The 12,300-nt window shown below is 60.0% G+C and carries 11 protein-coding genes and 1 other RNA gene (1 of these 12 running past the window's edge); all 12 read right to left on the bottom strand.

The window, feature by feature from the left end; translation table 11 throughout:
* Window positions 1-569: the 5' end (the start) of a tyrosine--tRNA ligase gene (gene tyrS, locus B9A12_RS15580; RefSeq protein ID WP_084059024.1), read on the bottom strand. 709 nt of this gene lie to the left of the window's left edge; only the first 569 of its 1,278 coding nucleotides appear in the window; the start codon lies at window positions 567-569; its stop codon lies off the left edge, out of view.
* Window positions 570-623: 54 nt separating this feature from the next.
* Complete coding sequence (rny, locus tag B9A12_RS15585) at window positions 624-2,186, bottom strand: ribonuclease Y (protein WP_084059025.1); 1,563 nt, start codon at window positions 2,184-2,186, stop codon at window positions 624-626.
* A gap of 245 nt (window positions 2,187-2,431) precedes the next feature.
* Window positions 2,432-2,611, bottom strand: a non-coding RNA gene (gene ssrS / locus B9A12_RS15590) — 6S RNA.
* 461 nt (window positions 2,612-3,072) lie between these two features.
* Window positions 3,073-4,905, bottom strand: coding sequence for a glutamine--fructose-6-phosphate transaminase (isomerizing) (glmS, locus tag B9A12_RS15595; protein ID WP_084059026.1), 1,833 nt, complete (start codon window positions 4,903-4,905; stop codon window positions 3,073-3,075).
* A gap of 154 nt (window positions 4,906-5,059) precedes the next feature.
* Window positions 5,060-5,467: a F0F1 ATP synthase subunit epsilon gene (locus B9A12_RS15600; RefSeq protein ID WP_084059027.1), complete on the bottom strand. Its 408-nt coding sequence runs from the start codon at window positions 5,465-5,467 to the stop codon at window positions 5,060-5,062.
* 24 nt (window positions 5,468-5,491) lie between these two features.
* Window positions 5,492-6,901: a F0F1 ATP synthase subunit beta gene (gene atpD / locus B9A12_RS15605; RefSeq protein ID WP_084059028.1), complete on the bottom strand. Its 1,410-nt coding sequence runs from the start codon at window positions 6,899-6,901 to the stop codon at window positions 5,492-5,494.
* A 37-nt stretch (window positions 6,902-6,938) separates the two neighbouring features.
* Window positions 6,939-7,811 (bottom strand): ATP synthase F1 subunit gamma, encoded by an 873-nt coding sequence (gene atpG, locus B9A12_RS15610; protein WP_084059029.1) that lies wholly within the window; start codon window positions 7,809-7,811, stop codon window positions 6,939-6,941.
* 26 nt (window positions 7,812-7,837) lie between these two features.
* A complete protein-coding gene (gene atpA, locus B9A12_RS15615; RefSeq protein ID WP_084059030.1) occupies window positions 7,838-9,355 on the bottom strand; it encodes a F0F1 ATP synthase subunit alpha in 1,518 nt (505 codons plus the stop codon).
* A complete protein-coding gene (gene atpH, locus B9A12_RS15620) occupies window positions 9,355-9,906 on the bottom strand; it encodes an ATP synthase F1 subunit delta (protein ID WP_170920664.1) in 552 nt (183 codons plus the stop codon). Before atpH ends, atpA begins: the two co-directional genes overlap by 1 nt.
* Window positions 9,903-10,478 carry a F0F1 ATP synthase subunit B gene (atpF, locus tag B9A12_RS15625; RefSeq protein ID WP_170920665.1) on the bottom strand — a complete coding sequence of 192 codons (576 nt, stop codon included), beginning with the start codon at window positions 10,476-10,478 and terminating at the stop codon, window positions 9,903-9,905. Before atpF ends, atpH begins: the two co-directional genes overlap by 4 nt.
* Before the next feature lie 41 nt (window positions 10,479-10,519).
* The gene (locus B9A12_RS15630; RefSeq protein ID WP_084059033.1) at window positions 10,520-10,945 is read right to left on the bottom strand and encodes a F0F1 ATP synthase subunit B family protein; all 426 of its coding nucleotides are present in this window, start codon (window positions 10,943-10,945) and stop codon (window positions 10,520-10,522) included.
* Between the two features lie 234 nt (window positions 10,946-11,179).
* A complete protein-coding gene (gene rodA, locus B9A12_RS15635; protein WP_084059034.1) occupies window positions 11,180-12,295 on the bottom strand; it encodes a rod shape-determining protein RodA in 1,116 nt (371 codons plus the stop codon).
* Between the last annotated feature and the right edge of the window lie 5 nt (window positions 12,296-12,300).

Here is a 12,300-nt window from a genome sequence, read left to right on the forward strand (position 1 = left end):
TTGCCCCCCATCTGGACGAAACAGTCGTAATGGCTCGCCAGATAGTAGAAGTCGTAGGCCTGCAACAGCATGTAGTTGAATTCAATGAAGTTGAGGCCCGTCTCCAGGCGCATTCGGTAGCTTTCCGCCGCCAACATCCGATTGACGCTGAAGTGTCGTCCGATGTCCCTGAGAAATTCAATGTAGTTGAGGTCCAGGAGCCAGTCTCCGTTGTCCAGGATGAGAGCCTGGCCATCCTCAAAGCGGATGAAGCGCGCAAGCTGGGCCTGGAGGGCCTCAACGTTGCGTCGGATCTGCTCGCGGGTCAAAAGCTTTCGCATCTCGGTCTTGCCACTGGGATCTCCCACCATTCCCGTGCCACCGCCGACCAGCACGATGGGGCGGTGCCCGTGGCGCTGCAGGTGCGCCAATGCCAGGATGGGCACGAGGCTGCCCACATGCAGGCTATCCGCGGTGGGATCAAAGCCGATGTAACAGCTGACGGGATTTTCCAGATGGCGCCGCACGCCTTCCGCATCCGTGATCTGCTCCACGAACCCACGCGCAACCAGAATATCCAAAACATTCATCACCGATCTCGCTCCTTGTCCAGCCCCCGCACGTGAGCCTTTTCGCTCTTGGTCTTATTTGGCGTACTCCACGGCCCGCGTCTCACGAATCACGGTCACCTTGATCTGACCCGGATAGGTGAGTTCGCTCTCGATCCTCTTGGCAATATCGCGACTCAGCAAAACGGTGTCGGCGTCACTGACCGACTCGCTTTCCACAATGATCCGCAGTTCCCGGCCGGCCTGAATCGCGTAGGCCTTATTGACGCCGTTGAAGGCGGTGGCGATCTTTTCCAGGTTCTCCAGGCGCCGCACGTAGGATTCCAGCAGTTCCTTGCGGGCCCCGGGCCGGGCGCCCGACAGGGCATCGGCGGCCTGGACCAAAACGGCCAGGATGCTCTCCGCGGGCACGTCCTCATGGTGGGCGGCAATGGCGTGAACGATCTCCGGAGGCTCCCCATACTTTTTGGCCAGGTCCGCCCCGATGATCGCGTGGGGGCCTTCCACCTCATGGTCCACGGCCTTTCCAATATCGTGGAGCAGCCCCGCCCGCTTGGCCTGCTTTTCGTTCAGGCCCAGCTCTGCGGCCATCATCCCGCACAGAAAGGCCACTTCCCGGGAGTGCTGCAGGACGTTCTGGGCATAACTGGTTCGATACTTGAGCTTGCCCAGCAGGCGGACGATTTCCGGATCGATGCTGTGGACCCCCACATCGAAGGCCGCCTGTTCCCCCGCATCCCGAATGGCCGTGTCGATCTCCTGGGTCACCTTTTCCACGATCTCTTCGATGCGCGCGGGATGAATGCGCCCATCCGAGATGAGGCGCTCCAAGGACAGCCGGGCCACTTCCCGGCGAACGGGGTTGAACCCGGAGAGGATGACCGCCTCCGGCGTGTCGTCGATAATGAGATCCACCCCCGTGGTGGCCTCCAAGGCCCGGATGTTGCGGCCCTCGCGCCCAATGATCCTTCCCTTCATTTCATCGTTGGGCAGATTGACCACCGAGACGGTCTTCTCCACCACATAATCCCCTGCGTATCTTTGGATCGCCAAGGCGATGATCTCTTTGGCTTTCTTGTCCGCCTGCTCCCGCGCCTCCGTTTCAATGCGCTTGGCGATAAGGGCCGCCTCGTGCTTAGCCTCTTCCTCGATACTCTTAATGAGCAGCTCCTTGGCTTCCTGGGCCGACACCCCGGAAAGCTCCTCCAGCTTGACCCGTTGCTGCTCGATCAGACGATTCAGTTCCTGGGACCGTTGCTCCAGTTCCCTCTCTTTTTCGGCAAGCAGTTTTTCCTTCTTGGCGATGGTGCCTTCGCGCTTATCCAGCGACTCCGACTTCCTGTCGAGGTTTTCCTCCTTTTGCAGCAAGCGCTTTTCCAGGTTCTGAAGCTCTTTTCGGGTCTCCTTACTCTCTTTTTCAAAGTCCGCCTTCAGGCGAAAGATATTGTCTTTGGCCTGAAGGATCGCCTCTTTTTTGATCGTCTCGGCTTCCTTGCGGGCCTCCTCCAGAAGGCCATCCGAAAGCTCCTTTTCCTGGCGCCTTTTCCTTTCAACCACCTGCTGCCTGGCCAGGACGCCGGCCACGACGCCCACTGCCAAGGCCCCCAACGTCAAAAGCACGAATCCCATTGTCCCCATATGCGTTATCCTTTCTGGCGGATGCCCACCCTGCCAGCCCAAGGCCATGAGATCAGCCAGTTCCCATGGGCCGACACACCCTTTCGACCCGGATCAAACCGGGGGCTTTGATCCAGCGCAAAGCACTTGTCACAAACAAACCGTCAGGTGCGCAGCAGAATGGATGCAGGCAGGGAAGGGCCTCTGGGAAGGGCAAAACGGTGAGGGCGCCCAGGATGGCCTTGGGGCCGGGACACCCGGAAGCAGGTGCCCCCGCAGGATGCCGTGTTGGCAGTCGGTCTTGAACCGATCTAGCAAGGTGGGCGCTCCGTTGTTCCTTTAGGCAGTTCGGACGAACCGAGCTGCACACCAGAACAAGAGGGAGCTCCCCGTTTGTTTGTGTTGGCTCAGGAACGCTCTACCAATCACGAACACCGCAGGGGCATCTTCGGTATTTCCTCCAGGCCATACAGGCATAAACTTTCTGCGAAACCTCCCAACCCTGGCGGTTTCCATCTCGTCCGCCACGGCCGCCGCAGACTGAGTTCTTTCGCCACCTCTATATCTCCACCCGCCAGCCGAAGCGGCAGGAGAAGCTTGAAGGGGAGATCCGGCAACTCAACGCCATCGCATCGAATGGTGATCGCTTCCTGAGTCCTGTTGCCGGCCTCGTTTTCCCTGCGCCGCACGGCCCTTCCCGTTTGACTCCTTGGGCCACGCCGGTCCATTTGCCGCGCAAGCATTCTAAATAATTAACTTTTCCACGCGGTTTGATTCTATTCCCAATCCCATGGGAAAGTCAAGCCGAATCTGTGGAACCCGGCGGCATGTGCCCGGCAGCCCGGGCCGCCGTCCAAGAAGGGAGCCGCAAAGGGCCGCCGTCACCTCCCCGGATGCATCCCAGTCCTCACTCCACGGTGACACTCTTGGCCAGGTTTCTCGGCTGATCCACGTCGGTTCCCCGCAGATCCGCCACGTAATAGGCCAAAAGCTGCAAAGGAACTGAAAAAACGACGGGAGCCAGCCACTTGCCTGCTTCCGGCACCGTGAATTGCCAGGCCTCCTCGCCCAGCCGCGGGTCGGGCTCTCCTTCCACGACGGCGAGCACACGCCCGCCTCGGGCCCGCACCTCCTGGACATTGGAGAGCATCTTCTCGTACAGGTCTCCCTTCTGAGCCAGGACCAGCACGGGCATGTTTTCGTCGATCAGGGCAATGGGGCCGTGTTTCATCTCCCCCGCCGCGTAGCCTTCCGCGTGCACATAGGAGATCTCCTTCAACTTCAGGGCCCCCTCGAGGGCGATGGGATAGAGGATCCCTCGCCCCAGATAGAGAAAGTGGTCCACCTTGCGGAAGTGCCGGGCCCAATCCCGCAGGACATCCGCTCGATCCAGGACCTCTTCCAGCTTTCTTGGCAGGGTGAGCAGTTCCTTCAGGTATTTGGAGAACCCCGCCTGATTCAGGGTCCCGTCCGTCCTGGCCCAGTAGAGGGCCAGCAGGTAGAAGGCCACCACCTGGGTGGTGAAGGCCTTGGTGGAAGCCACGCCGATTTCCGGCCCCGCATGGGTGTAGAGCACGCCCTGTGCCATCCGGGCCAGGCTGCTTCCCACCACATTGACGATGGCCCGGCAGTGGGCCCCCTTTTCCATGCCCTCCTTGAGGGCGGCGCGGGTGTCCGCCGTCTCACCCGACTGGCTCACCACGATGAGCAGGGCGTCCTCTCCGAGCAGCGGATCCCGGTATCGGAATTCCGAGGCCAGGTCCACCTCCACCGGCACTCGGCAGACGCCCTCCAGCATGTATTTACCCACAAGGCACGCGTGGTAGGACGTGCCGCAGGCCACCAGGTAGATCTTTTTGATCTTCCCAATGAGCCCGGCATCCAGATTGAGCTCCGGCACCTGAAGGACCTCCCGGTTGAGATCCACCACACTGCGAAGCGTGTCCACGATGGCCCTGGGCTGTTCAAAGATCTCCTTTTGCATGAAGTGCTTATACCCGGCCTTCTCCGCCGCAATGGGATTCCAATCGATCACGGTGACTTCCGGATGACGCGCCCGTCCCTCCAGCGACTCCACCCGGTACCCGTCCCGGGTCACGAAGACCACGTCCCCGTCGTCCAGCAAAACCACATCGCGGGTGTGCTGAAGGATCGCCGGGATATCCGAGGCGAAGTAGTGGCCGTCGGGGCCCAGCCCCAGGATCAGCGGGCTTTCCTGGCGCGCCCCCACCAGGACGTCCGGATCCTGTTCATTCAAAAAGACCACGGCATAGCTACCGCGCAACTGCCGGAGCACCCGCCGCACGCTCTCCTCATAGTCGTTGCACTCTTTCCACTGGTCTTCCAACAGCCTGACGATGACTTCCGTGTCCGTTTCGGAAGTGAACTCATATCCCTTGGCAAGCAGGCCTTCTTTGAGCTCCGCATAATTTTCGATGATGCCATTGTGAACCACGGCGAAGGGGCCGGAGCGGTGAGGGTGCGCATTGGCGTCGCTGGGAGCTCCATGGGTCGCCCAGCGCGTATGACCGATGCCCACGGTGCCGGAAAGCGGCTGTTCCTCAAGTCGTGTTTCCAGTTCCTTGATCTTGCCCTGACATCGGACCACCGCGATCTTTCCATCCTTTCCGATCATCGCCACGCCGGCGCTGTCGTAGCCCCGATATTCCAGACGCTTCAGTCCTTCCACGATCACGGCGACCCCGTCGTTCCGACCGATGTAGCCCACGATGCCACACATGGATTCCCCCTCATCGCCTGCCAACGGTTTTTGCCAACACGATTTCACTCAATATGAGTCAGAGCCCATTGATCCTGCAACAAAAAAAGCCCCCCCGGCTCCCTGGGCTGCCGGGGGGGCTGTCTTCCTTTTCAGGTTCTCGTTCGCCGCCGCGCTAACCGCGCTTTTCGGCCACCCTCAGTCGGGCGATGGCCCGCTGTAGCGCTGCCTGGGCCCGGGCGAATTCCACGCGGTCCTTGGCTTCGCGCAGCCGCCGCTCGGCCCGTTCCTTGGCCGCTTGAGCCCGAATGACATCAATGTCCGTGGCCTCTTCCGCCGCCGTGGCGAGAATGGTCACCTTGTCCGGCAACACCTCGGCATAGCCGCCCATGATGGCCACATAGCGCGTGCTGTTACCCACCTTGAAACGCAGCTCCCCCACTTTCAGCTTGCTCAAGAAGGGGATGTGGTTGTGCAGCACACCGAACTCGCCCATCTCGCCGGGGGCCACGACCATGTCCACTTCTTCGCTCAGAACCTTGCTTACGGGCGTTACGATCTCCAATAGCAGTTTGTCGGCCATGTTTGTCACCACTCGCTAGCTGGGTTAAGCGGCTGCCATCTGTTTGGCCTTCTCAACCGCCTCTTCGATGCTGCCCACCATGTAGAAGGCCTGCTCCGGCAGGTCATCGTACTTGCCCTCCACGATCTCCTTGAAGCCGCGGATCGTGTCTTCCAGCTTCACATACTTGCCTTCCACGCCTGTGAACTGGGCGGCCACATGGAACGGCTGGGACAAGAAGCGCTGAATCTTCCGGGCCCGGCCCACGGTGATCTTGTCTTCGTCGGAGAGCTCGTCCATACCGAGGATGGCGATGATGTCCTGCAGGTCCTTGTACTTCTGGAGGATCTGCTGCACCTGGCGCGCCGTGTAATAGTGCTCGTCACCCAACACGTTGGGATCCAGGATCCGCGAGGTGGAGTCCAGCGGGTCCACGGCCGGATAGATACCCAGCTCGGCGATCTGGCGCGAGAGCACCACCGTACCGTCCAAGTGGGCGAATGTGGTGGCCGGCGCCGGGTCTGTCAAGTCGTCGGCGGGCACGTACACGCACTGGACCGAGGTGATGGAGCCCTTGGTGGTGGAGGTGATGCGTTCCTGCAATTCACCCAGGTCCGTTCCCAGCGTGGGCTGGTAGCCGACGGCCGAAGGCATGCGGCCGAGCAAGGCGGAAACCTCGGCACCCGCCTGGGTGAAGCGGAAGATGTTGTCAATGAAGAGGAGCACGTCCTGGCCTTCCACGTCGCGGAAGTATTCGGCCACCGTCAGGGCGGAAATGGCCACGCGGGCGCGGGCTCCCGGGGGCTCCGTCATCTGCCCGTAGACAAGGCCGGCACGCGGCAGAACACCGGATTCCTTCATTTCCAGGTAGAGGTCGTTTCCTTCGCGGGTACGTTCACCCACGCCGGCGAACACGGAAATACCGCCGTGCTGCATGGCGATGTTGTGGATCATTTCCATCATGATGACGGTCTTGCCCACGCCGGCGCCGCCGAACATGCCCATCTTACCACCGCGGGGGAAGGGGACCAGCAGGTCGATGACCTTGACGCCCGTCTCCAAGACGTTCACCGAGGTGTCCTGTTCCGTGAAGTCGGGAGCAGGGCGGTGAATCGGAAAGTACTGGTCGGCCTCCACGGGACCCCTACCGTCCACGGGACGACCCACCACGTTGAGTACGCGACCGAGCACCTTTTCTCCCACAGGCATCTGGATGGGTTTTCCGGTGTCTTTGACCGGCATGCCACGCACCAAACCGTCGGTCAGGTCCATGGCGATGGTGCGCACCACGTTATCGCCCAGATGCTGCGCCACTTCCAGAACCAGATTGTCTTCCTCGTCGCTGAGCCCCGGGTTGCTCACCAGCAGTGCCGTGAGGATGGCCGGGAGCTTTCCCTCTTCGAATTCCACGTCAACGACGTTACCGATTACCTGTACGACTTTTCCCATATTCATGTGGCCCGATACCTCCTTCGTCTGTCCGAACCATCGACTACTTCTTGAGCGCCTCCGCGCCACCAACGATATCCATCAGCTCCTTGGTGATGGCCGCCTGGCGCGCCTTGTTGTAGGTCAGCGTCAGATCCCTCACCAGGTCCTTACAGTTGTTGGTGGCGTTTTCCATCGCCGTCATCCGCGCCGCGTGCTCACTGACCGCCGTCAGATAGAAACAATCCAGCATCTGGTTGTACACGTAGTTGGGAAGCAGGTCGTTGAGCAGCTCCTGATGCGATGGTTCAAAAATGTACTCGCGGCCACCTTCCAACTCGTCCTGCCCTTCCGGCACAATGGGCAATAGCCGGAGCACCGTGGGCTCCTGTCGGATCATGCTGCGAAAATGGCTGTAGATCACATAGACTTCGTCCGCGTCCCCGTCCAGGAAGAGCTCGATGAGCTGCCGGCCGAGCTGGAACGCATCGTCGTAATTGGGCTTGTTCAGCAGCCCGGTCAGCTCCTGGCGGACGGCGTAGCGACGCCTTTTGAAGTAGTCCCGGCCCTTGCGTCCTGCGGCCGTCAGGGAAACCTCGACCCCTTCGGACCTCTTCTGCTCAATAAAGCGCTCTGCCGTGATGATGAGGTTGTTGTTGAAGCTGCCGCACAGACCCCGGTCTGCAGTCAACAACACCAGCTCGATCTTCTTCACCTCTTCGCGAGGTGTCATGAGCTCAAAGGTGCCATCCTGCTCCACGCCGGCTGCGAGCCTCCCGATAACCTCGCGGAACTTTTCCGCGTAGACCTGGAAGCGCTCCATGTTTTCCTGGGCGCCGCGCAATTTGGCGGCCGCCACCATGTTCATGGCCTTGGTGATTTGCGAGGTCTTCTTTACGGCATCAATTTTTCTCTTGATGTCCCGTAGGGTTGCCATATCAGCCTCTCTGCCCCTTGCGCGGTTTAAGCTTGAAAGACCCCTGCAAACTCGTCCAGAGCCTTGGCCATCTTCTTGTCCAGCTCGTCGTCGATGTCGTTCTTTTCCTTGAGCTCCTCGAAGATCTCAGGATACTTGCGTTCCACAAACGACAGCATCTGCGCTTCGTACTCGCCGATCTTTTCCACTGGAACAGGGTCCAGATAGCCGCGGGTACCGGAGTAGAGGGACATGACCATCTTGTCTGCCGGCATGGGCTGGTACTGGGGCTGCTTGAGCAGTTCCACCAGGCGCATACCGCGATTGAGCTGTGCCTGGGTGGCCTTGTCCAGGTCGCTTCCGAACTTGGCGAAGGCTTCCAGCTCGCGATACTGGGCCAGATCCAGGCGGAGACGACCCGCCACCTTTTTCATGGCCTTCGTCTGGGCCGCGCCCCCCACGCGAGACACCGACAGACCGACGTTGATGGCCGGACGAACGCCGGCGAAGAAGAGACCGGGTTCCAGGTAGATTTGGCCGTCGGTGATGGAGATCACGTTGGTGGGAATGAACGCGGAAACGTCGCCGGCCTGGGTCTCGATGATCGGCAGGGCCGTCAGGGAGCCGGCTCCCAGCTCGTCGTTGAGCTTGGCAGCGCGTTCCAGCAATCGGGAGTGGTTGTAGAAGATATCCCCGGGATAGGCTTCACGCGCAGGCGGGCGGCGCAGCAGCAGGGACACCTGGCGATAGGCCGCGGCCTGCTTGGAAAGGTCGTCGTAGATGATCAGGGCATGACGGCCGTGGTCCCGGTAGTACTCGCCCATGGCGCATCCGGCGTAGGGGGCGATGTACTGAAGGGGCGCCGGGTCGGAAGCACAGGCCGAGACGACCACGGTGTATTCCATGGCCCCATGGCGGCGCAGCGTTTCCACCACCTGAGCCACCGTGGACTTCTTCTGGCCCACCGCCACATAAATACAGATGACGCCACTGTCCTTCTGGTTGAGGATGGCGTCCACGGCAATGGCGGTCTTACCGATCTGGCGGTCACCGATGATCAACTCACGCTGCCCACGGCCCACCGGGGTCATGGCGTCGATGGCCTTGAGGCCCGTGTACATGGGCTCATTCACCGGTTGGCGCGCGATAACACCCGGAGCAATCCGCTCAATACGCGAAAACTCCTTGGCCTCGATGGGGCCTTTTCCGTCCTGCGGGTTACCCACCGGGTCGATGATGCGGCCGATGACCGCATCACCCACGGGCACCTCGGCGATGCGCCCCGTTCTGCGGACCTCCGAACCCTCTTTGATGTGGATGTCCTCGCCCAGAATGGCAACACCCACGTTGTCCTCTTCCAGGTTCAGGGCCAGGCCGTAGATGGAACCGTGCTCCGTAGGGAACTCGAGCAATTCCATGGACATGCACTTTTCCACACCGTACACGCGGGCAATACCGTCACCCACGGAAAGCACACGCCCGGTCTCGCTGAGCTCAACCTTTTTCTCGTAGTCCTTGATCTGCTCGCGAATAATCTGGCTTATTTCTTCTGCTCTGATTTCCATTAACCCAGCTCACCCCTTTTCAAAGATTCTTTGATTGCCTGCAACTGCGACCTCACACTCCCATCTATCACCAAGTCGCCGATCTGAGCCACGACACCCCCGATCAGCTCGGGATCCTGTCGAAACTCCACGACGACCTTCTTACCCGTCACCTTGCTCAAGGTGTCGGCGATCTTTTGGACCGCTTTTTCATCCAGTTTGACCGCCGCGGACACTTTGGCACGGGCCACATGGTTGTGATCGTCCACCAGTTTCTGATAGTAGTCTCGAATCTCCGGGAGGTGGCGCACCCGATCCTTTCTCACCAGAAGATCGCCGAAGCTCTTGAGCACCGCGCTCATCTCGGATTTTTCCGCGAGAGCACGGAAGACCGACACCTTGACATCTTCCGGGTAAAGGGGATTGGAGAGGGCGTCCATCAGGTCGGGATTCTGCTCGAGGAGCCGTGTCAGATCGCTCAGCTCTTTGCCGTACTCCTCCAGCTTCCCGTCCTCCAGGGAGAGACCGAACAGGGCCTTGGCGTACCTCTTGGCAACAATTAGGTTCTTCACTTTGTCTCCACCGCCTTTGTCATGAATTCATCCACCAAGCGATCCTGATCCTCGGGCCGAATATTCTTCTTGAGGAGATCCTCCGCCGCCCCCACCGACAGCTCGGCGATCTCCTCCTGCAAGCTCTCCTTGGCCGCCTTGATCTCCTGCTGGATGGCCAGCTTGGCCTGCTCCTTGATATAAGCCGCCTGCCTTTCCGCAGCCTCTACAATCTTCTGCTTCTCGGCTTCGCCTTCCTGGATATACTCGGCCACGATCTTCTCGGTTTCCTTGTCCAGCGCCGCCAGCTTGGCCTGATACTCCGCCGCCTTACCTTCGGCGTCCTTCTTCTGCTGTTCCAGCTCTTCCAGGAGCCGCTGAATGTTTTCGCGGCGCGAGGCGAAGAAATTGCCAAGGGGCTTTTTCAGCAGCTTGTACAGGATACCCACCATGATCGCAAAGTTCATGAGCCGCAGAAAAAAGTCCCTCCAGGGCAGGCCGCCCCCGTGTCCTCCTTCGGCCGCCATGGCCACCGAAGCGGTCAACACCCCCACCACGAACACCCACAGACCCGTCGTTCGATATCTCGCCATTGAACGCCCCTCAAAACCGCTAGAATCCAACACCATCACGCCTAGAGACTGCGCCCCAAGATCCTCTGTGCCATCTCCCGGGAAAAGTCCTGAATCTGCCGCTCCAATTCCGCCCTCACAGCGCCGATCTCGTCCCGCACCTTGTCCCGGACGGCCTGGACCTCCTGAGCGGCCTCCCGGTTGGCCTTTTCCAGCAGCTCCTTTTCATACTGATAGGCACCGTCCTTGAGCTCCTGGACCTTGCGCCGACCCACCTCCCGCGCAGCCTTTAGCTTGTCCTCGAACTCCTTCACCGCCGCTTCGGCCGTGGAGTGAGCCTGATCGATGCTTTCGCGTTGCTGGGCCACCAGCTCATTGCGCTGAGCGACCAGACGCCGAATGGGCCGGTAGAGCACCAGGTTCATCAAGAACAAAAGGAGCAGGAAGTTGGCCATCTGGATCAACAAGGTCACATCAATATTGATCATTTCCCGTCACCCTCACGTCTCGTGTGATGTATTGTTTTGTTACGACATTCCGTCCGTATGCACATGCACTCACTAGCACAATCGCGTGGTGCACAGGTCCCCCTTCAGACCGCAGCCCTCACCCCATGGGCCAGATGGTGCCAGTGATTAGCACATCCAGTGGAGGTTGGCAAGGAAAAAAGTAAAAAAAATCACAATGCCATTTTGGGATAAGATCCCGACATGTTGCGGACTTCAGCGGGCCCGAAAAACGTAGCGTCTCATGGACACATTCTCGATGAGCCCCACGGCCAGACAGACCATGAGCAGTGACGACCCCCCGTAGCTTACGAACGGCAGAGTGATTCCCACAACCGGCAGCAAACCCAGGACCATGCCCATGTTGATGAGCAACTGCCAGGCGATGAGGGAGGTGAGGCCCACCACCAAAAAGGAGCCGAACCGATCCTTGGACCGCAAGGCCACGCGGAAGCAAACCACGATGAGCAGGGCGAAAAGAGCGATCAGGACCACGCAGCCAAGGAAGCCCCACTCTTCGGCCCAGACGGAAAAGATGAAGTCCGTGTGTTTTTCGGGCAGGAACTTCAGCTTGTTCTGGGTACCGTTCAGGAACCCTTTCCCCCACAGCATGCCGGAACCCACCGCCACCTTCGACTGGATGATGTGGTAGCCCCTGCCCGTGGGATCCTTTTCGGGCGACAAAACCATAAGGATCCTCTGTTTCTGGTAGTCTTTGAGCACGTAATGCCACAGCGGGTAGAGGCTCACCAGGCCGATGAACGCCGCCGTCACCAGGTAGCGCCAGCGCAGACCGATGAAGAAGGTCATGGTTCCGGCGACAATGAGCAGGCACAGGGCCGTTCCCAGGTCCGGTTCCAGCAGGATGAGCAGGGCGGGCACCGAGGCCATGGCCAAGGCGGGCCCCAATTGGCCCAGCTTGGGATAGGGCGGAATGTCTTGCGAGGAAAAGTAGCGGGCCAATTGGATGATCACGGCGATCTTCATGAATTCCGACGGCTGCACGCGCAAGCCCGCCAATTCCAACCAGCGGCGCGACCCCTTCACCTCGCCCCCCACGATCAGAACCAGCGCCAGGGCCGCCACGCCCACTGCGTAGATCCAGGGAGCCCATTCGCGCAGCTTCTGGTAGTCCACCAGGAGGGCCCCCATCAACAAGGCGCATCCCATGGCGAACCAAACGATTTGCTTGACAAAAAGGTTGTGGGATGGGTTCGCCTGGATTTGCAGGTAGAGGGCGCTGTAAAGGGCCACCAGTCCCAGGCAGCTGATGGCGGAAAAAAGCAGCAAAATCCACCAGTCGAAGTTTTCAACGAGTCTTCTGTCAATCACCGGTT

The sequence above is a fragment of the Desulfacinum hydrothermale DSM 13146 genome (genome assembly GCF_900176285.1).
Classification (GTDB): domain Bacteria; phylum Desulfobacterota; class Syntrophobacteria; order Syntrophobacterales; family DSM-9756; genus Desulfacinum; species Desulfacinum hydrothermale.